This is a genomic window from Arthrobacter glycogeni (genome assembly GCF_054511155.1).
Window position 1 is genome coordinate 42,269 of the sequence record NZ_JBTNDE010000009.1, and the last position, 19,913, is coordinate 62,181.

The 19,913-nt window shown below is 63.1% G+C and carries 21 protein-coding genes and 1 riboswitch; of the genes, 9 read left to right on the top strand and 12 right to left on the bottom strand.

Annotation, left to right across the window (positions count from 1 at the left end):
* Window positions 1-6: 6 nt before the first annotated feature.
* From ACX80O_RS07875 to ACX80O_RS07885, 3 genes are read left to right on the top strand one after another with little or no spacing between them, the layout of a single operon-like run.
* Window positions 7-909: an HAD family hydrolase gene (locus ACX80O_RS07875; protein WP_459333093.1), complete on the top strand. Its 903-nt coding sequence runs from the start codon at window positions 7-9 to the stop codon at window positions 907-909.
* Window positions 899-2,368, top strand: a complete 1,470-nt coding sequence (locus ACX80O_RS07880) for an MBL fold metallo-hydrolase (RefSeq protein WP_459333094.1) — start codon at window positions 899-901, stop codon at window positions 2,366-2,368. Before ACX80O_RS07875 ends, ACX80O_RS07880 begins: the two co-directional genes overlap by 11 nt.
* Entirely contained in the window at window positions 2,350-3,099 is a 750-nt protein-coding gene (locus tag ACX80O_RS07885) for an endonuclease/exonuclease/phosphatase family protein (protein ID WP_459333095.1), read from the top strand. The genes ACX80O_RS07880 and ACX80O_RS07885 overlap by 19 nt, the downstream gene beginning before the upstream one ends.
* Window positions 3,100-3,119: 20 nt before the next feature.
* Here the strand turns inward: ACX80O_RS07885 and ACX80O_RS07890 are convergent, their stop codons facing one another.
* The 7 genes from ACX80O_RS07890 to ACX80O_RS07920 all read right to left on the bottom strand — a co-directional run bounded on the left by ACX80O_RS07890 (window position 3,120) and on the right by ACX80O_RS07920 (window position 9,625).
* Window positions 3,120-3,779: a methionine ABC transporter permease gene (locus ACX80O_RS07890; protein ID WP_459333096.1), complete on the bottom strand. Its 660-nt coding sequence runs from the start codon at window positions 3,777-3,779 to the stop codon at window positions 3,120-3,122.
* Entirely contained in the window at window positions 3,779-4,807 is a 1,029-nt protein-coding gene (locus ACX80O_RS07895; RefSeq protein WP_459333097.1) for a methionine ABC transporter ATP-binding protein, read from the bottom strand. Before ACX80O_RS07895 ends, ACX80O_RS07890 begins: the two co-directional genes overlap by 1 nt.
* A 69-nt stretch (window positions 4,808-4,876) precedes the next feature.
* On the bottom strand, window positions 4,877-5,758 hold the full coding sequence (locus ACX80O_RS07900; RefSeq protein ID WP_459306475.1) for a MetQ/NlpA family ABC transporter substrate-binding protein: 882 nt from the start codon (window positions 5,756-5,758) through the stop codon (window positions 4,877-4,879).
* A 202-nt stretch (window positions 5,759-5,960) separates the two neighbouring features.
* Window positions 5,961-6,078, bottom strand: a riboswitch (SAM riboswitch).
* 160 nt (window positions 6,079-6,238) lie between these two features.
* Window positions 6,239-6,874 (bottom strand): TetR/AcrR family transcriptional regulator, encoded by a 636-nt coding sequence (locus ACX80O_RS07905; protein ID WP_459333098.1) that lies wholly within the window; start codon window positions 6,872-6,874, stop codon window positions 6,239-6,241.
* Between the two features lie 26 nt (window positions 6,875-6,900).
* Window positions 6,901-7,998 (bottom strand): alcohol dehydrogenase catalytic domain-containing protein, encoded by a 1,098-nt coding sequence (locus ACX80O_RS07910; RefSeq protein WP_459333099.1) that lies wholly within the window; start codon window positions 7,996-7,998, stop codon window positions 6,901-6,903.
* Complete coding sequence (locus tag ACX80O_RS07915) at window positions 7,995-9,455, bottom strand: purine-cytosine permease family protein (RefSeq protein WP_459333100.1); 1,461 nt, start codon at window positions 9,453-9,455, stop codon at window positions 7,995-7,997. Before ACX80O_RS07915 ends, ACX80O_RS07910 begins: the two co-directional genes overlap by 4 nt.
* On the bottom strand, window positions 9,452-9,625 hold the full coding sequence (locus ACX80O_RS07920; RefSeq protein WP_459306482.1) for a hypothetical protein: 174 nt from the start codon (window positions 9,623-9,625) through the stop codon (window positions 9,452-9,454). Before ACX80O_RS07920 ends, ACX80O_RS07915 begins: the two co-directional genes overlap by 4 nt.
* 115 nt (window positions 9,626-9,740) lie before the next feature.
* Here ACX80O_RS07920 and ACX80O_RS07925 point away from each other — a divergent pair, with 115 nt between their 5' ends.
* Complete coding sequence (locus tag ACX80O_RS07925; RefSeq protein ID WP_459333101.1) at window positions 9,741-10,586, top strand: nitrilase-related carbon-nitrogen hydrolase; 846 nt, start codon at window positions 9,741-9,743, stop codon at window positions 10,584-10,586.
* A 94-nt stretch (window positions 10,587-10,680) separates the two neighbouring features.
* Here the strand turns inward: ACX80O_RS07925 and ACX80O_RS07930 are convergent, their stop codons facing one another.
* From ACX80O_RS07930 to ACX80O_RS07945, 4 genes are all read right to left on the bottom strand, one after another.
* On the bottom strand, window positions 10,681-11,259 hold the full coding sequence (locus ACX80O_RS07930; protein ID WP_459333102.1) for an HhH-GPD-type base excision DNA repair protein: 579 nt from the start codon (window positions 11,257-11,259) through the stop codon (window positions 10,681-10,683).
* 68 nt (window positions 11,260-11,327) lie between these two features.
* Window positions 11,328-12,374, bottom strand: coding sequence for an NAD(P)-dependent alcohol dehydrogenase (locus ACX80O_RS07935; RefSeq protein WP_459306487.1), 1,047 nt, complete (start codon window positions 12,372-12,374; stop codon window positions 11,328-11,330).
* A gap of 95 nt (window positions 12,375-12,469) precedes the next feature.
* Window positions 12,470-13,042, bottom strand: a complete 573-nt coding sequence (locus ACX80O_RS07940) for an MOSC domain-containing protein (RefSeq protein WP_459333103.1) — start codon at window positions 13,040-13,042, stop codon at window positions 12,470-12,472.
* Window positions 13,043-13,074: 32 nt separating this feature from the next.
* Entirely contained in the window at window positions 13,075-14,142 is a 1,068-nt protein-coding gene (locus tag ACX80O_RS07945; protein ID WP_459333104.1) for a glycerophosphodiester phosphodiesterase family protein, read from the bottom strand.
* A gap of 143 nt (window positions 14,143-14,285) precedes the next feature.
* Between ACX80O_RS07945 and ACX80O_RS07950 the strand changes: the two genes are divergently transcribed.
* The 4 genes from ACX80O_RS07950 (at window position 14,286) to ACX80O_RS07965 (ending at window position 17,903) form a co-directional block, all read left to right on the top strand.
* Window positions 14,286-14,747, top strand: coding sequence for a Fur family transcriptional regulator (locus ACX80O_RS07950; RefSeq protein WP_459333105.1), 462 nt, complete (start codon window positions 14,286-14,288; stop codon window positions 14,745-14,747).
* A 117-nt stretch (window positions 14,748-14,864) separates the two neighbouring features.
* Window positions 14,865-15,116, top strand: coding sequence for a hypothetical protein (locus ACX80O_RS07955; RefSeq protein ID WP_459306493.1), 252 nt, complete (start codon window positions 14,865-14,867; stop codon window positions 15,114-15,116).
* A 42-nt stretch (window positions 15,117-15,158) separates the two neighbouring features.
* Window positions 15,159-15,824 carry an SDR family NAD(P)-dependent oxidoreductase gene (locus tag ACX80O_RS07960; protein WP_459333106.1) on the top strand — a complete coding sequence of 222 codons (666 nt, stop codon included), beginning with the start codon at window positions 15,159-15,161 and terminating at the stop codon, window positions 15,822-15,824.
* Window positions 15,825-16,007: 183 nt separating this feature from the next.
* Window positions 16,008-17,903, top strand: a complete 1,896-nt coding sequence (locus ACX80O_RS07965; RefSeq protein ID WP_459333107.1) for an alpha-amylase family glycosyl hydrolase — start codon at window positions 16,008-16,010, stop codon at window positions 17,901-17,903.
* Between the two features lie 36 nt (window positions 17,904-17,939).
* Here the strand turns inward: ACX80O_RS07965 and ACX80O_RS07970 are convergent, their stop codons facing one another.
* Window positions 17,940-19,040 carry an SDR family oxidoreductase gene (locus tag ACX80O_RS07970; RefSeq protein WP_459333108.1) on the bottom strand — a complete coding sequence of 367 codons (1,101 nt, stop codon included), beginning with the start codon at window positions 19,038-19,040 and terminating at the stop codon, window positions 17,940-17,942.
* 196 nt (window positions 19,041-19,236) lie between these two features.
* Between ACX80O_RS07970 and ACX80O_RS07975 the strand changes: the two genes are divergently transcribed.
* The gene (locus ACX80O_RS07975) at window positions 19,237-19,902 is read left to right on the top strand and encodes a response regulator (protein WP_459333109.1); all 666 of its coding nucleotides are present in this window, start codon (window positions 19,237-19,239) and stop codon (window positions 19,900-19,902) included.
* Window positions 19,903-19,913: the final 11 nt, after the last annotated feature.

Here is a 19,913-nt window from a genome sequence, read left to right on the forward strand (position 1 = left end):
TCCACCATGCCTGAACGTTCCGCGAATCTTCTACCGGCCCGGGTTGGGGCGACGCTTCCCGCACCATTCGAGAACCTCGCCGGGATCAAGGTGGTGCTGTTTGACCTGGACGGCACCCTCCATGATGACCCGCGCATGACGGACCATTACGCTGCGGCGTTGGAGAAGTCGCTACCCAACGGGGATGGCGAGAGCTTCCGGGGAGAAATTGCTGCTGTGCTTCGACGAACCCACCCCGCCCTAGCTCCGGGCTGTTTCGTCGAGCCAACCCGCGGCGTCGTCGTCCACGCCCCCGAGTGGACGGCGACCACTGCCACGGACTGGGCCGGCAACCCGGTGCCCCTTCCCGACGACCTGCACGGTGGCGTGAGCCATGACGGACCGCTGCGCTATCTCGGCGATCAATGGCAAATCATCGGAGCGCTGGCTGCCCGGCGCGGAGCCGACCAGCGTCTGTTGCGTGAAGCGTTCACCGGCGCCCGCCGGTTCATCAACGCTGAGGCAACCTCGCTCCTCCGATCCGAACACCTGGATGATGTTTTGCAGCGGCTCGGAGAGGGACGCCGGCTGCTGCTGGCCACCAACACTCCTGAGGAGCTCGCCGGCCCCTTGGTGCAACGACTGGACCTGCGCGAGCCATTCGAAATGGTGCGGTTTGACGCCCACAAGCCGGCGGGATGCGCGGAACTCATCACCCATGCGAAGGACCATTGGGACACAGACCCAAGAGAGGTGCTGGTCGTGGGGGACAACCTGTGGAATGACCTGTTGCCGCCCGCGGAGCGGGGCTGCCTGACCGTTCACATCGACCCGCTGAATATTGATCCGGGCGCGCGCTGGTCCAGCGCCCGGCACGCTGATTTTTCCTCGTTCGCCACCGCACTTAAGGAGATACCCGATGGCATCTGACCACGAACCGATCCTGACCTTTTTCAATGGCACCACCACCATCGGCGGGGTCCAAGCCGCCATCCAATTGGGCACCTCAACCCTGTTCTTCGACTTCGGGACAACCCCGAATCCCACCGGTTCCTTGTTCTCCCGCACCTCCCCCGCACCTACGGAGGGAAACCTCGTGGCTCAGTTGCGGGCTGGAATGGCCCCATTGGTGGAAGGCCTTTATGACCCGGACCAACTTGCCCCTTTCGGAGGAAGTGTTGCGTCCGCGGTGAAACCGATGCGGACGCCTGGACGACTGTTGGAGAATGCTTCCCTCCTGCAACAGCCCGAGGCGATGGGCATTTTCGTCAGCCACAACCACAATGACCACTGCGCGCTCCTCCCCTTCGTCAACCCGGCGGTTCCCGTGTTGATGAGTTCCGACGGTGCAGCGCTGCACGCGGGCCTGACAGAGGTGGGGGTTCTGCCAGGCACTCCGGCCACGGTCCGCGGTCTGGACGAAGGTGAACACGTGCTCGTCGGTGACCTGGATCTGGAACTCGTGCACGTCGATCATGACGTCCCCGGCGCGGCCGGGTTTGTTCTCCGCGCAGGGGACCGGCGGATTGCCTGGACGGGGGACTGGCGTGGCCACGGGCACGCACCGGAACGCATGGCAGCCTTCGCGAAGCGCGCGTCTGGGGTCGACTTGCTCATCACCGAGGGCACCACCCTCAGACCTGACACCAGCCCGGTCAGGCCACTATCCGAAGCTGAGGTGTCCGAGCGGGTGGACGGAATCCTGGCGTCCACCGACGGGCTGGCGTTCGTTACCCCTTACCCCCGTAACCTGCGCCGCCTGGCCAGTCTGCGTGATGCGGCCATCGCGAACGGGCGCACCCTGGTACTCCGTCCGGAAACTCTCGCAGGCTGGCGCGCCGCGGTGCGTCACGGGCTGAGCAGTCCCCACCCCGACGACGACGGCGCCGCCGTCGCCGTCCTTGCGACAGGTGGCGATGCGGACCGCGTCACCATCGGTGAGACGCAGGTAACCATCGACGACCTTCAACGGAACCGCGGTAGCTTCCTCGTGGAACTGCAGGTACCAGACCGCTGGGTGGCGCTGGCCGCCGGGGCCGGCCGGGGCGATGTGCTGATTCACTCCAATGGGGAGCCGTTGGGCGCCTGGGCCCCGGAATGGACCTCATTGCAGGCCTGGGTGGCAACGCTCGGACTGGACTTTGTTTGGCTCGACTCCGGCGGGCATGCAAGTCCAGATGACCTCGCCTGGCTCGTGGACACCATTCGTCCGGGAGCTGTCGCGGCCGTGCACAGTTCCCACCCGAACCTCTTCCCGCGCACCTCCACACCCCTCATCCTTCCCGCACGCGGCCAGTCCTTCCAGCTATCCCAGCCCGGCCCCTTCGCGCCCGGCGCACGCGGCGCCGATTCAGAAAGGACGATGATTCCATGCGTTTCGTTGTCATGACCCACAACATCTGGGCGGACACCCGATGGCCAGAACGCGAACCCGCGCTCCGGGCGCTGCTGCGCACACGTCGTCCCGACATCTACGCCGTCCAGGAACTTCGTCCAGCCACCCGCGCAGTGATCGATAGTGAACTCCCTCACCACAGTCGGGTCGAGGACGAAGACCGAGGCTGGACCCACGAAAGTTCTATCTGGTGGGACGCCGGGTTGTTCACCGAGGTGGAGCATGGCGCCTTGGACATCGGTATCGGGGTGGACGAGATCCACCGCGACCGGAAGCTCTTCTGGGTTCGGCTCGCCGCCCGGGACGGGACCACTTTCGTTGTCAGTACCGCCCACTTCTGTTTCCCCGGGACGGAACGCGAGCTGACCGAGCACATCAACCCGAGGATCGCCCAGTCCGAAGCCGCAGGGGCTGCAGTCACCCTGCTGGGTGCGCACGGGGATCCCGTACTGTTCATGGGCGATCTCAACGAGTCGTGGCACGTCACCCGGATCCTGCATGCCGCGGGATTACAGGATTCCTACTCTGCTCTTGGAGTAACTCCCGGCCCCACTTGGCCCACGGTTCCCACTTGGCCGAAACCAACCACACCCTGGGTCATTGACTTCCAGTTCCACTATGGAAATATCCGCGCTCTCAGCACTGAGATCGTGGATTTTTTCGAGGGGGATATTGCGCCCTCCGACCATAAACCAGTGGTCACCACTTACGGGTTCGATCTCTGAGCCGGGCCGCGTTCGGTCGGCTAACGCCTGAGCGCCTTCCGGGCGAGCACGTTGCCGAGGAACTGCACCGCCTGGACCAGCAGGATGATTACGATCACCGCAGCCCACGTGACCCACGGGTTGAACTGCCGGTAGCCGTACTGGATAGCAAAGTTGCCCAACCCGCCGCCGCCCACATAACCGGCGACCGCCGACATGTCGACCAGTGCCACGAAGATGAACGTGTAGCCGAGAATCAGCGGCCCAAGCGCCTCGGGGATGAGGATGGTCAGGATGATGCGGAGGCGTCCGGCTCCGACGGACCGTGCCGCCTCAATAACCCCGGGCTGGACGGTCAGTAGGTTTTGTTCGACGATGCGGCTGATCCCGAACGCAGCGGCCAGGGACAGGGTGAAGATGATTGCACTGTTGCCGATCCCGGTTCCGGTGACCGCCCGGGCCAGGGGCTGCGCGGCGGCGAGGAAGATGATGAAGGGGATGGGCCTGAAGATGTTGACGATGATGTTCAGGGTGCTGAACACGGCGCTGTTACCGAGAATGCTGCCGGCCCGCGTGGTGTAAAGGCCGATGCCGAGCAGGAGCCCGCCGAACCCGCCAAAGAGCAGGCTGAACCCAACAATGTAAAGGGTTTCGTAGGTGGCCTCCCACAGTTCCGGGGTGAGGGTGATGAGCGAATCCATCAGCTGAGCTCCTTCACAGTGATACGTCCGGCCAGCCCGGTGAGCGCCGCGTCAATGGCGCCGTCGGGCCCGGTGAGTGCGAGGGTGAGATGGCCGAACGCCCGGCCCCGAATGTCGTTGATACCGCCGTAGATCAGTTCGAACTCGACGCCGGCAGCGGCCAGTTCGAGGAAGACCGAGGCCTGGGAGGAGTCGCCGTCGCGGAAGGAGAAGGTGACAATCCGGCCGAGATGTCGTTCCTGCAGGACCGCGAGTTCGTCGGGTGAGGGGATCTCCCGCACCACGGTGGCGACGAACCGTTGCGAGGAGGCTTCGCGAGGGGTGGAGAAGACGTCGAACACGTCACCCTGCTCCACGATCCGGCCGCTGTCCATCACCGCCACCTTCGTGGCGAGGGTCTGGATCACGTCCATTTCGTGGGTGATCACCACAATGGTAATGCCCAGTTCCTCGTTGACCCGGCGCAGCAACCGGAGCACTTCGTGGGTGGTTTCGGGATCCAGGGCCGACGTCGCCTCATCGGCGAGCAGGATTTTCGGTGAGGTGGCCAGCGCCCGGGCGATGCCGACCCGCTGTTTCTGGCCCCCGGACAACTGTTCAGGGTAGTTGGAGGCCTTGTCTGCCAGCCCTACGAAGTCGAGGAGTTCAGTGACGCGCGCCCGGATCTCGTCGCGGCTCTTCCCTGCGACGCGCAGGGGGTAGGCGACGTTGTTCCAGACCGTTTTGGCGTTGAACAGGTTGAACTGCTGGAAGATCATCCCGATGTCGAGACGCAGCTTGCGGAGCTGTCTATCCGGGACGTTGGTGACCTGTTGACCGTCGACGATGATGGTTCCGCTGGTGGCCTTTTCGAGGGCGTTGATCAGGCGGACCAGGGTGCTTTTACCCGCACCGGAGTAGCCGATGATCCCGTAGATTTCCCCGGCCTCGATGTCAAGGCTGACATTGTCGATGGCGTGTACCGGGGCGTCGCCGCGGCGGCCCGGCGGGAAGCTTTTGGTGACGCCCTGCAGTGAAATGAGAGGCATGAAGTTCCTTGGTGAAAGACCCTGTGGCCGGCCGGGATCACCGGCCGGCCACAGGAGAGAGAGGGCTAATTAGCCTTGGGCGCGGGTGTCTTCCTCGACGGTGCCGAGGGTCGTCTGCAGCTCCTCGGGGGTGACCTGGAGGAACTCGGCGGTCCCACCCGAGGTCTCCTGAACGGCGTCCTGCACCTCTTGGTTTTCCTGGTAGATACTGACGAGCTTCTGATAGGTCTCGTTGGTTTCCTCGCCGGCGCGGGCTGCGAACACATTCACGTACGCGGCGGCTGCCGGATCGGCCGGATCATCCTGGGCAATGGCATCCTCGAAGTTCAGGCCAGCATCCTGCACGAAGTCGTTGTTGATGATGGCGGCCGCGACGTCGGGCAGCGATGTGGGCGTCAGTGAGGCTTCGAGGGTGGTGACGGTGACCTTGGAGGCCTCCTCGTCGATGTCGTCGATTGTGGAGAAAGCGCTGCCACCGTCGTCGAGCACCACCAGCCCCGCGGACTGGAGCACCAGCAGACCGCGGGCGAGGTTACTCTCGTCGTTGGGGACGGCGACCGTTGAGCCTTCGGGTATTTCCTCCACCGACCCGTACTGGGTGGAGTACAGGCCGAGCGGGTAGATGGCGGTCGAGCCGATCGGGGCGAGTTCTTCACCGCTGGAGACGTTGTAGCGGGCCAGATATACCAGGTGCTGGAACTGGTTCAGGTCCAGTTCGCTTTCGCTCAGCGCGGGGTTGGGTTGCGTGTATTCGGCGAAGTCGATGACCTCAAGGTCGATGCCTTCCTCGGCGGCGGCCTCGGTCAGCAGGCCCCACTCCGGGTCGCTGGCGCCGACGACGCCGAGTTTGATGCTCTCATTGCCGGACTCGGAGCCCTCTGCAGCGCCGCACGCTACGGTGAAGACGAGAAAGGGGACGATGGCGATGGTGAGGAGTTTGCGGGATTTCATAATGGTTTCCTTTGAGTGGAGTCCAGCCGGCCGGGGATATTGGATGGGCGCGGCCGCTGGGTCGGCAGATAAGAAGGTGTGCGAAGTGCTGCGAGAACTGCAACGACATTCGGGTGGAGGTGGCTCAGAGGTTACATGCTGGCTCGCTTCAAGATCGCGGGCGGTAGCCACTACGAGCCCTGAATGAGGGTCGGTACCGGGTACGCCGTACTTGCCGTCCGGGGATTTGTTCCGGTGGCCGAATCTTCACCTGAAGCACCCCACTACGGGAGAGGGTTGCTGTTCAACCGGCCAGGGAGCCGTTGGTTGAACTCTTGATTCTGAGATCACGCTAAAGCAGAAATTTTGTCGGGTCAAAACCTTGGCGTTATGGATCGTCATAAAATGCCTTGTCAAGCCCATTCCGTTCATTGACCGGGTCGCCGAGGTGTGAGATCGGGTGGATCCGCCATCAAAGCGCCTGTGAGTCGTCGGAAGTAACTACCCGGCGGAGGGGGTTGGGGTGTTGAGCTTTCGTTCCAGTTCGGTGACGACCGCATCGAGCCCGAGGGTGAAAGCGCTATCCTGACGCCCGATATCCGCGCGAGCCGCCAATGCCCGGGACAGGGCGGGGTGGTCGTGTTCTGATGGTTCCCAGGGCGGTTCAGGGGAGGCTGCGTCAATCGCGGAGCCAAGAACGAGCAGGTCCACGACGGACAGCGCGTCCAGCAGGAGTCCTTCGCGGAACCCAGCCGTCTCAAGGATCTGAGCCAGAGCTTCATAAATTTCCAACGTTGGCTCGTCGTCAACTGATTCGCCAACGAGAGCTGGAATGACCATGGGGTGAAGTCCCATGGCGTAGCGATAGTTGATCGCCCAGCGGCGCGTCTGTTCTTGCCAGCTCCCACCGCCGCGGGGGAAGTCCCCCCGGTCATGCGCATCCTGACTGATGAGAGCACGAATGCCCTCAAGGATCTCAGTCCTTCCTCCCTTCACATGGTGGTAGAGAGAGGAAGGACTAACACCGAGCCGTTTGGCCAGCAAGGGTATCGAAAACTCCCGGTTCTCATCGAACCGTTCCAAGGCTGCCCGGAAAATTTTTCCGCGAGTGAGGATTCGGGTGCTGGGCCTGGCCATCGACTTCCTTTGTGGTTGGGAGGAGGCTAAAACACTATGACACTGCGTGCCCGCTCCCCACGACGCATCGCATCGAATGCTTCGTTGACGTCGTCAAGACCGATACGGTTTGAGATCAGCTCGTCCACTGGGAGCTTTCCGGCCAGGTACAGTTCGGCCAGCCGGGGGAAGTCACGCCCGGGGACAGTCGACCCATAATTGGATCCGACGATCCGGAGCCCGCCTTCAGCCAAGGCCAGCCCATCGAAATTAATAGTTTCGTGGGCCGGGGGCAGACCAACCAGGACGGCAGTGCCCCCTCGCACGAGCAGCCCGGGCAGCGATTCAATTGTTTCTTTCCGGCCAATCGCCTCGAACGCATAGTCCGCTCCCCCACCGGTGATCTCACGGATCACTTGCTCGGTACCCGAACCCGCGATCACCGTATGAGTGGCCCCGAACCGTTTCGCTATCGCAAGTTTCTCCTCACTCAGATCGACAGCGATAATTGGGGACGCTCCCACCAGGTTCAGCCCCATAATGATGGACAGGCCCACCCCACCGGTCCCGACGACGACGGCGGACTGACCGGGCGCCACCCGCGCGTCGTTGACTACTGCTCCAACGCCAGTGGATACGGAACATCCCAGAAGTGAAGCAACATCAAAGGGCACCTCCGCCGGGATTTTCACCGCCGCCGATTCGGGAACGACCGCATATTCGCTCATCGACCCGACCGCCAGATAGGGAAACACTCGGGCACCGTTCTCCGACAGTGGCGTGCTCCCGTCGGGCAGCACACATTCCTCCGAGCGACTACCAGTGCACACAAAGGCCCTCCCGGAAAGGCAGGCGGTACAGCGCCGGCACGGGTAAAACCAGCTGAGCACCACATGATCCCCAACAGCTACGTCCTCGACGCCCCCGCCAATAGCCTCGACGACACCCGCGCCTTCATGGCCCATCACGGTGGGAGACGGCATCTCCCATTCACCGTCGAGAACGTGCCTGTCGGAGCCGCAGACGCCCGACGCGCCGAGTCGAACCAGCACCGTTCCCGGTCCGGGCGCGGCCACGTCAATCCGGATGATCTCCAGAGCGGATCCACTGCCGCGGTGCACCGCGGCACGCGAGCTGATGCTCATGAGTGCGACTCCACATCGGTTGGTTCTGCCAGGTCATAGCCACCAATTCCTCGCCGCTGGTAAAGCGCGACCGCCAGAATCCAATACACGATTCCTCCGACGACGGCGGCGGGCAGCGAAGCGGAAATGACGTTGAACGCGGGTTGGGTTTCGAGGGTGACGGGGTTATAGATCCATAGGTAGAACACAGCGCCTGCAATCACGGCTGCCATGCCAGCCCAGTTAACCCCGCCGGGCAGGTGATAAGCACTCTTGGCTCCGGGGGCATAGAGCTCGGCCAAGTCGATGTGCTGCTTCCGCAGGATGAAGTAGTCAACAATGATTGCCCCGCACATTGAAGCGAGAAATGCACCACTCAGCGTGACGAATAAGACGAATCGTTCGTACATAAACTGGGGGAAAAACGCCAGCAACGCAGGCAATACGAAAAACCCGGCACACAGCCATTTCCAATGCAGACCGGTGAGTAACTGACCGCTGGACTGCCTTAGGGCAAGCACTGTGGAGTAGACAATCGAGGACATGCTGGTGATGTTGGCGAAGCAGATGAACAACAGGATAAACGCACCCAAGAGCGGACCGCCGAAGGGGATCATCCACACCGTGGGATCCGAGTCACCCAGGGTCAGGGCCGCTCCCATGCCGACAATCTGCGCCAGCAGGGTGGCGATGAGCAGTCCACCGTAGGCAGGCCAGATGGCGGCCTTCGGCGACGTGGTCATCCGAGCGAGCGAGCCCATCACCGGGTACCACGAAACGCCGACAGCAACATTGAACTCAACCGCGATCATGAAGTTCAGCTGGGGATCATCGAATGGCGCGAGCGGTGCTGCTTCCAGCAGTGCTGTCCAGGAAGTGTTAAGGACCAGAAAGACCATCAGCAACGCGGTGACGATCAAAAGCCCAGGTGCAATGAACTTGTTCAGACGGCCGATCGTGATGGGGCCGCGGGAGAGGACATACCAGGCAACGCCGAGCGCCACCAAGGCCCCCAAAGTGACCATCAGGCCATACTCATCGAATTCCATCCCGCTAGCAACACCTGCTACCTGGGTTGTGGCACGACCCACCATGATGCCCAGCAGTGACGACCACCCCATCTCGGTGATCAGCACAACTGTAAAGACCAGCACCCCAACCCCCGCTACTCCGAAGACCGGCCGAAGAATGGTGTACTGCTCTACTCCGTACCGTTGGCTGGCTACGGTGCTGGCGAGGACCATAAAACATAGCCCGATCGCATTTCCGATGATCATCGCAGCTACACCCTGCTGGAAGCCCACGAACGAGGCGGTTGCGCCACCCACCAGGAACGCCCATGTCGCGATAGCGAGCGCCACGTTCACCCAGCTGAAGTCCAGTGCGGTCCATACTCGCTCGGATTTCAGCAGGGGGAGGGAACCGAAAGTATTGGCGTTCGTTACTTCTTCCGCAGCGGTGCTTTTAGACCCGGTCACAGGACCATCACCAGCACTCCGAGCAGGCTTATCAGGACGGTGGTGCCCACATACACGGCCAGGTCGTTACGGCTGAGTGCGCGTCGCGCCGGGTCAGCGGCCTCGACGGTGCGAATCACCTCTATACGGCGCTGCAGTTCCTGTTGCACCTGGGCGGAATCTCTGACCACGTCTGCCTCCTCTTCAAATAATCGAATATCTTTCGGTTTCCTGGTTCATGAGAGCCCTAAAGCTGGGCGGTGTCAATAGACTTAATCAAATCTATCCAAATGTGAAGGAGATACCGTGGCTCGGATCGGCGTCTGGCAAGCTACCGGAAAGGTAGCCGAGATTGAGGAGAATCTGGCGCGGTTGGATCAGATGGCAGCTGACGCGGCTCGCCAGGGGGTGGACGTCGTCGTCACTCCTGAGCTGTTCGTCACCGGCTATGCGCCGGCACGAATGTGCGCTTCTGACGGCAAGGCCGTGCGCGAGCAGATAAGCGACATTGCCCGGCTTCGTCAGATCGCAATCGTCGGGTCCAGCGTTGATGACGAGGATGGGCAGCGTTATATCAGCGCCTCGTTTTTCGACGACGAAGGTTCCGAGCGGACCCGGTATCGCAAATCTCATCTGTTCGGACCCGAGGAAAAGTCAGTTTTCCACCCTGGTGTCCAACCCCCGCGGGTGTTCGACTATGCAGGCCTGCGATTGGCGCTGGGAATTTGCTACGACGTCGAATTTCCGGAGTTTGTCAGAGCCGCAGCACAGGGCGGCGCCGACGCGCTTCTCGTTCCCACGGCGGTGCCGTTCACGGGTGATGTCGACGGCTTACCAGGAGACCGGACATATAACGCGGAACGCATTTCCACCCTCATGGTGCCGTCCCGCGCGCTGGAAAACGGCATCTACGTGGCGTATGCCAATCACACGCCGCCGCACTTCACCGGTCTGAGCTGCATCGCCGGTCCGCACGGGAATTTGTTGGCAGAGGCTCGCCATGCTGAGGTGCTGATCATGGCGGACGTCGACGCCGAGGAGGTGCGGCGTGCCCGCCGCATCAACACGTACCTCGATGATGTGAAGGACGCTTACCCCACCTCTGGCGCTCCCTCAGGCACTTTGACGCAAGACCCCACCGCCGAGGGGTGAAATCTGGCGGATCCGGGCGCTTGAATCCGCCGAGTCGCCCGATCTGACTTCTCAACGGAAGGTGGGAGGGGGCTGGGAGGTAGGGGGTTGGGGGTTAGCCCTTCGCCTTCGCGGCGGCCTTCGCTGCCCGCTTTGTCTCCCGTACCTTTGTCAGGGATTCCGGATCCACAATGTCGGCGACGGATCGGTAGCTGCCCTTCTCGCCGTAGGCTCCGGCAGTCGTTCGCCAGCCGTCGCCGTCGTACCCGTACTGCTTGCCAAGCAGCGCGAGGAAGATCCTGGCTTTCTGTTCCCCGAACCCAGGCAGCGCCTTCAGTCGCTTGAACACTTCCGCGCCGTTGGGGTCGTCCCGGGTCCAGATCTGGGAGGCGTCGCCGTCCCAGTCTTCGAGCAGTGTGGCACAAAGGGTCTGGATGCGCGCCGCCATGCTCCCCGGATAGCGGTGGACGGCGGGCGGCGTCCGGCACAGCTCCGCGAAGGCATCCGGATCGTGACCGGCAATCGTAGCAGCGTCGAACGCACCGAGCCTGTCCCTGATCTTCGCGGGACCGATGAACGCAGTTTCCATGGCCGCTTGCTGGTCCAGCAGCATCCCGATCAGCAGGGCGAGCGGCTCCTCGGAGAGTAGCCGGTCGGCGTCGGGGTCGTCGGTGATGTTCAGGTGCGCAGTCATGAACCCCAGTTTAACGCGCGAACCCCCGGCAGGAGTAGCTCCTGCCGGGGGTTCGCCACTGCCAAACGCTAGTTCAGCGTTGAGGTGTCGATGACGAAACGGTAGCGGACGTCCGAAGCCAGGACGCGCTCGTAGGCCTCGTTGATCTTGTCAGCGGAGATGACCTCCACCTCGGCACCCAGGTGGTGTTCGGCGCAGAAATCCAGCATTTCCTGGGTTTCGCGGATGCCACCGATCAGGGACCCGGCGAACGACCGGCGCCCACCGATCAGCGCGAAAGCGTTGACGGGGAGCGGTTCGGCTGGCGCACCAACGTTGACCAGCGCACCGTCCAGGTCCAACAGGCCGAGGTAGTCGCTGATGGGAAGCGACGCACTGACCGTGTTGATGATCAGGTTAAAGGAACCGGCAAGGTCTTTGAAGGTGTTCTCATCGCTGGTGGCGTAGTAATGCTTGGCGCCCAGACGGAGCCCGTCTTCCTGCTTCTTCAGGGACTGCGAAAGGACGGTGACCTCGGCGCCCATCGCGGCGGCCAGCTTCACGGCCATGTGGCCGAGTCCGCCGAGTCCGACGACGGCGACTTTCTTGCCCGGTCCGGCGCCCCAGTGCTTCAGGGGTGAGAACGTGGTGATGCCGGCGCACAGCAGGGGCGCGGCGACGTCGAGCTCAATACCTTCGGGGATGCGGATCACAAAAGCTTCGGTCACCACAATGTGGGTGGAATAACCGCCCTGGGTGATCGTGCCGTCGCGGTCCTTGGCGCCGTAGGTGCCGGTGTTGCCCTCGAGGCAGTACTGCTCCTCGCCGGCCTCGCAGTTCTTGCACTCGCCGCAGGAGTTCACCATGCAGCCGACACCCACGCGGTCACCCACGGAGTGCTTGGTGACGTTGGAGCCGACTTCGGTGACGATGCCGGCGATTTCATGGCCCGGTGCCAGCGGGTAGGACTGGGGTCCCCAGTCGCCGCGGACGGTGTGAATGTCAGAGTGGCAAATTCCAGCGAACTTGATGTCAATCAGCACGTCATCAGGGCCGACGTCGCGGCGCTCGATGGTGGTTTTGACGAGGTCCCCGGACGCAGATGGGGCTGCGTAGGCGTTTACGGTCGTAGGCATAGATGACTCCTGCAGATTAGGGTGCTGGAAAATTTACTTCCCCTGTCTCAACGCCAGCGAACGACGACGTATTCCTCACCAGTAGCGAAAAGTTGTCAGGGCAACCGGGATGGTTGCCGGAGCGTGGCTTCGCCGGCACGATCCGGTTCCAGGGGAACCGGGCTGATCAATACCGCCGGACCACGGTGCAACACCCCATCCGACAACGGCTGACAGCGCACTCCGCCACGGCCGCGCATTGCCGCGTGGGCTCCGGGGGCGAGCATGCGATCCATCCAGACGCACGGATGTGCGGGGCGTCCGGCCTTCAACCGTACGACGTCGCCGCGGGACTCCAGCTCGAACTCCAGACCTAGCAGCGGATGCAGCTGGGCGCCCCGCAGGATAACGTTCCGCCGGGTCAGCAGCGGGTCGAAGGGTGCCGCGGCCAGGTCCGCAGCGATGTCTTCGAGCGCCTCCACAGCCATCAGCGTCACGGCGGCGTCCATGTGGGCGGCCTTGCCAAAGAACCTGTCCCCCACAATCCCTTTGCCGGCCACCAGGTCCACCCGGTCGGCGTCACTCGTGGGCACGTCAGCGGCGCCGTCGCGGGCACGACCGAAATACGCGTGCGCAGGCGATACGAGCAGGTGCAGCACTTCGACGTCGTACCTGTAGTTCTCAGTCACGGTCCAAGGCTACCGGGGGCAGAACCGACGAATCAGTCGTCCGAGCGTGAACCCGGCCCGGCGAACTGCTTCGGCAGCTTCAGACCGCGTTCGGCCATAATCGCCCGGAGTCGGTCCGGGCGGTCGGTAATCAGCCCGTCAATGTCGAGGTCCATCAGGTAGCGCATGGTGTTTGGGTCATCCACCGTCCACGGGATGACCTTCAGCCCCGCGTCGTGGGCGTCTGCAACCATTTGTGCTGTCACGTATGGCGTATACCCCTCATCCCCTACGGCTCCTCCCTGTGGGTTGCCGTGCACCGGTGAGATGGCTTCGACGCCCAGCTCGGAAGCGAGCGCTACGAGATCGCCGTCGTAATCGTCGGCGTCCAGACCGCCTAGCCAAGGGGACGCTCCCGGCTGACCCACCTGCAGGAAGTCGCCGTTGGTCAAGGCCACGCGGGGGAGGCGGGGGTTGAGCTCTTCAACCACCCTGAGCGCGCCCCAATCGAAGCTCTGGACGCTGACCTGCCGACCCATCTTGTGCTCGTCAATTTCCTGCAGCACTGCGGACACGAACTCATCCCGCGGAGCAGTCTGCTCCGGTGCACCCGCCTCAACCTTGGTCTCAATGTTGAGCATCACCGACTTCGCACGGAACTGCTTCACGAGAGCGAAAACATCGGCCAGTTCGACGATCGGTCCCGGCGACAGTTGCTGATCCGGGAATTGTGGCAGCGGCGCATAACCACACTCAACGGTCTGCACCTGGGCGAGCGTCAAGTTGGTGATGTACTTCCCCACATACGGAAATTCCGGGTCATCCGGTGACGCTGGGGCGGTGTCGCGGCACTTGGTCGCGCTGATCTGCCGGTCGTGGGTCACGACGACGGCGCCGTCGTCAGTCACCTGTGTGTCCAGTTCCAGTGTCGTCACGCCGAGCTTCAACGCGTTGGCGAAGGATTCCAGCGTGCTCTCGGTGTAAAGGCCGGTACCTCCGCGGTGCGCCTGGAGGTCGAAGCGATCCTTCAGACCTCCGGCCTGCACCGGCGGGGCACTCAGGCCCACTGCCGAGAGCGCGAGAGCCGTAGTGATCAGGATGGCGGGTAGTCGCATCTGCATTGAAAGGTCCTTCGGGTTTGGGACTGGTTCCCCCACGCTAGGGTCCGCAGATGGCCCCCGCACGATCTGCGGACAAACGACTGATGAACGCCTGCCAGTCATAGTTGTTTTGAACTAGTCAAAACAACTGGTACAGTTGTGTCATGGCCACCGGCACTGACTCGCAGACCCACCCCGATGCTCTAAAGAGGATCATCAGGGGCTCGGGTTTGAAAGTGACAGTGCCTCGGGTTGCCGTGCTGGAAGTTCTCCGGCACGCTCCCCACTCAAGTGCCGAACAGGTCTTCGCCGAGGTGCGCAAGACCTTGAGCGGAACGTCCGCTCAGGCGGTCTACGGCATCCTCGCATCCTTCACGGGCGCCGGACTGGTCCGACGATTCGATCCACCGAACTCCCCGGCGCTGTTCGAATGCAGAGTCGGAGACAATCATCACCACCTGTCGTGTGTTGGGTGCGGGTTGGTTAAGGACGTTGACTGCGTCATCGGCGGGGCACCCTGTCTCACCCCTTCCGATGATTCGGGCTTCACTATTTACTCGGCGGAAGTCACCTTCAACGGACTATGCCGCAGCTGCCAAACCAACGGCTCTCCCGCTACCGGTTAAGCCACCGCTCTCACTTACGGCCCACGATCGCATCACTCCGCGATTGCCGCTGGCCACCACCACTTCAACGCTGAACTGCTCGGCTCTTCCGCCGCGCCCAAAAATAGGAGATTTACCATGTCATTATTGAACCGGACCGCACCCGCCCGCTCGACCACCACCGCCCATGAGGCGTCAGCACCGGTCGCCCGGCCACTCCCCCTCCTCGGAGGGCGTTACGTCACTACCCGCAACCCCGGGACGCTGGCCGAGGGAACCTACGTCACGACGCGCGACGGCGGCTCGCTCCAGACCCGCGGCACCTACGTGACCTCCTCAAACCGGTCCATCAGCGGACAATCAGAGGGTCGTTACACCGACCGCAGCTAGGGCCTAAGGAATACATCAGCCCACTGAGCTCTTGCATGAAGTATGACAACTATTGCAATCATCGGAGCAGGATCAGGACTCGGAGCCGCCGTCGCGCGGAAGTTTGGCGCGGAAGGGTACGCAGTCGGACTCATCTCGCGCAATCAGGGCCGCCTCGACGCGCTGGCTGACGACCTCGCCAAAGAGGGAGTGCACGCGAAGGGATTCACCGCCGACGTGCGGGACCCCGCCTCCATTGCGAAGGCCCTGGAACAGGTGACCGAGACCCTCGGGCCCATCGAGGTTCTGCAGTACAGCCCGCTGCCACAAAAAGACTTCATGCGGCCGGTACTGGAAACCACCCCGGCAGACCTGGTCGGCCCCATCGAATTCTCCATCTACGGCCCCGTCGCGGCCGTTCACCAGGTGGTGCCCGGCATGCGGTTCCTCGGCGAAAACCGAGGCACCATCCTGTTCGTCAATGGCGGCTCGGCGGTCAAGCCCGGTCGCGGTGTCACCGGAACCTCGGTGGCGTTCGCCGGCCAGGCCGCCTACGCCCAACTCCTCAACGAGGTTCTCGGCGAGGAAGGCATCCAGGTCTCCCAGCTGATCATCGGCGGGCGAATCGTCGCCGGCGACCCGGAGAAGGACCCCGACGTCCTCGCCGGAATCCTCTGGGATCTTCACACCAAGCGCGACCGGTTCCGCCATCAGGTTAGCGAAGACTAAAGCTCCACGGCTGTCGGCGGGCGGGAAAGGCACCCGTGATCCAGATCGAGCACCGAATCGTCTATGCCGCTGACGATGGGAACCTCGTCATCATCGCCGCCCGGCACCACTATCGAACCAGAGGCCTCAGATCGGATGACAGGATAGGGCTGACAGCACTCATCAGCGGAGGGACGCCACGTCGTGGAAGAGCAGGTCGGCCAGCAGGCCCGGCAACAGGTACTCGCGGCCCTCGCCGCCCAGTCGGACCGGATGGACGACGACGACGCCTTCCTCCGCCGGTTCGATCGCCATTTCCCGAACCTGTGCCAGCTCTTTTATTCCCTCTACGGACCGCAAAGCGACTGGCTGGACCAGCTCACCGCCTTGGTACTGGAGGCGACCCGTTCCTGGCAGGCACGCCCCGCGGAGCTGAAGGCCGTTGACGACGCGAAGGAGCAGGACAGCGGCTGGTTCCTGTCGAATTCCATGCTCGGCGGGGTCTGCTACGTGGATCGCTACGCGAACAACCTGGATGGTGTCCGCGCCCAGATCCCCTACTTCAAGGAACTGGACCTCACCTACCTGCACCTAATGCCATTATTCCTTGCCCCCGAACCGCATTCCGACGGCGGCTACGCGGTCTCCAGCTATCGCGAAGTGAACCCCGCACTCGGCTCGATGGAACAGCTCCGGGCCCTCGCCGCAGACCTGCGGGTCAACGGGATTTCCCTGGTGGTGGACTTCATCTTCAACCACACCTCGAACGAACACGAATGGGCGCGCAAAGCGGCAGCCGCCGACCCCACCTACAGCGACTACTACTGGATTTTCCCCGACCGCTCCATGCCGGACGCCTTTGAACAGCACGTCCGGGAGATCTTTCCCGATGACCATCCCGGCTCGTTCGTCCGCATCCCGGATGGGCGCTGGGTGTGGGCTACCTTCCACAGCTTCCAGTGGGATCTGAACTACTCCAACCCAGCCGTGTTCAGGGCCATGGCCGGCGAGATGCTGTTCCTCGCCAATCAGGGCATCGACATCCTGCGGATGGACGCCGTCGCCTTCATCTGGAAACAGCTCGGCACCACCAGCGAAAACCTCCCAGAGGCGCACGCGCTCCTGCAGGCGTTCAACGCGGTCTGCAGAATGGCTGCCCCGTCGCTGCTGTTCAAGTCCGAGGCCATCGTCCACCCCGATGAGGTGGCGCGTTACATCGACCCGGCCGAGTGTCAGCTCTCCTATAACCCGCTACAGATGGCGCTGATCTGGGAGTCCCTTGCCACCCGGGACGTATCGCTCCTCGCCCAGGCGCTGCAGCGCCGGCACGCCATCCCGGACGGCACCACCTGGGTGAACTATGTGCGAAGCCACGACGACATCGGGTGGACCTTCGCCGACGACGACGCCGCGGAACTGGGCATCAACGGGTTCGACCACCGCAGGTTCCTGAACTCCTTCTACGTCAACCGCTTTCCCGGCAGCTTCGCCCGCGGCGTCCCGTTCCAGGACAACCCCCGAACCGGCGACTGCAGAATTTCGGGCACGACGGCGTCGTTGTGCGGGTTGCAGGGCGGTGAGGCCGCCGCCGTCGACCGTATCCTACTGGCGCACTCGATCACCTTCAGCACTGGCGGGATCCCCTTGCTGTACCTGGGCGACGAGGTGGGCCAGCTCAACGACTATCAGTACGCGTTGGAGGCTGGTCATGCGGCGGACAGCCGGTGGGTGCACCGCCCGCGTTATCCGGCAGCACGGTACGCCCGCCGCCACGATCCCTCGACGCCGGAGGGCGCTGTCTACTCGGGCCTGCGGCGGATGATCACGGTCCGGGCGGCCAGCCCGGAGCTGGCCGGGACCCGGCTGGTCGACTTCGCCACCGGCAATCGCAGTGTGCTGGGGTACCAGCGGCCCGGCGAGCATTTGACGGTTCTGGTGCTGGCGAATTTCAGCGACGACCCGCAGACGGTGACCTCAACCACGCTGAGCGGGTTCGTGCCCGACGTCGTCGATCTCCTGACCGACACTGCGCTGCGGCTCGACGGCGGAATCACCCTCGGGCCGCGCGGATATCTCTGGTTGAGGGTCCAGGCCCGGTAGGGCGGGCACGCCGCTCGTTAAGCCCACGAACGTTACTCAGGGAATGAGCTTCTCCGCGCGGTAGCGTTCGAACAGGCCTGTGAAGGCGTCGAGGGTGCGGCGGTACCCGGTGAACCCGGCTACGCGGCTCTTGCTCATATCAGCGACCACCTCAAGGTTGCGGCCCAGATCCCCGTCAGTGTGCCACCAGGACGCCACCCGATCCAGGCGTGGTTCCGCTAGGGCGTTTGCTGCAACGAGATGCTCCCACTGCGACTCGGCGCCGGCCATCTGAACCTCGAGCGGGCAGGGCTCGTCCTTGAATCCTTCGGCCTGCACCCCGAAGTAGGCGGCGAGTTGCTGCCACATCCAGCGCCACCGGAACACGTCTCCGTTGACCACGTTGAATGCCTCGTCAGCGCCGCCGGGTGAGGTTGCGGCCCACACCATGTGATCGGCGAGGAGACCGGCGTCGGTCATGTCGGTCAGGGAGTTCCACTGGGTGATGGATCCGGGGAAGATGAACGGCCGGCCGGATTCCTTGCACAGGGCGGCGTAGACGGCGAGGGTCAGGCCCATGTTCATGGCATTTCCCACGGCATGGCCGATCACCGTGTGCGCACGGTGCACCGACCAGGTGAACCCCTGCGTTGCGGCCGCCGCCCACAGTTCGTCTTCCTGGGCGTAGTAGAAGTTGTTGACCGGCAGTCGGGGTTCCTCTTCATGGAACGGGGTGTCCGGCATGTCACCCTCACCGTAGGCTTCGAACGGCCCGAGGTAGTGCTTCAGCCCGGTCATCAGCGCGACGTGCACCACCGGCTTGTTGTCCAACGCCTCAAGCAGGTTCCGCAGCATGGCGGCGTTCACCCTAATGTTCGCTTCCTCGGTGTCCTGGCGGGCCCAGGCCGTGAAGAACACATGAGTCGGGGTTTCGGCGGCAAGCGCCGTCGTCAATGACTGGGGCGAGGACAGGTCGGCGGGAACGTAGCGCACGTTGGCTCTGGGCGTTCCTGCGTTGCGTGACATGGCGAGCACCTGCCATCCCTCACCGGCGAGCTTCTCCACCAGGGCTGACCCCGCGATACCTGAGGCGCCCACCACCAATGCGGTGCCACCGCCGGGGTTCCCCGCCTGGGGTGTCAATTTGTTGTGATTCATTGAGCGTTCTCCTTGCAGTGGAAACACGGATGGCCCGGGGCCACCGTCGTGAAGATGGTGAACTGTCCTACCTACGGCAAGCCACCTGGTCAACCAATAATTCCGTGGGCTAAATCATGGACCGGGTCTTATGGCACTGCCGGTGCGGAGTGTCGCGGCCGATGATTGAACAACTGACGAATGATGAAAGACGATGATGACTGTAGATACGGCAACGCCGCCCCGCCCGGTGACGGTTTTCTTGCTCGATGACCACGAACTGGTTCGACGCGGCCTTCGCGACCTCCTGGAGGGCGAGGGATTCGCGGTGACCGGCGAGACCGGTTCAGCGGTTGAGGCCGTCCGCCGCATTCCTGCACTTGCCCCGGATGTGACCATTCTGGATGCCCGGCTTGCTGACGGGAACGGCATTGAGGTGTGCCGCGACGTGCGGTCAGTGGATCCGTCGCTGCAATGCGTGATCCTTACCAGTTACGACGACGACGACGCCATGCGGGGTGCCGTTCTGGCCGGCGCGGCTGGCTACATTCTCAAGGAAATTGTCGGTTCGGACCTGCTCGAGAAGGTGCGCCGCGCAGCGAGAGGCGAGTCGCTTTTCGACGAAGAGGTCAAGGCGAAGGTCATCGCTGGCTTCACAGCCGTCCAGCCAGAGGATTCCCGATTGGCGGGTCTGACGGTACAGGAGAAGAAAGTCCTCGCTCTCATCGGGGCAGGGATGACCAACCGGGAAATCGGCGCCGAACTGTTTCTGGCCGAGAAGACGATCAAGAACTACGTGTCGTCGGTGCTGGCGAAGCTGGGGTTCCAGCGCCGCACGCAAGCGGCTGTCTATATCTCCCGACCGGCGAGCCCGCAGCGCTGACGCCAGCCCGG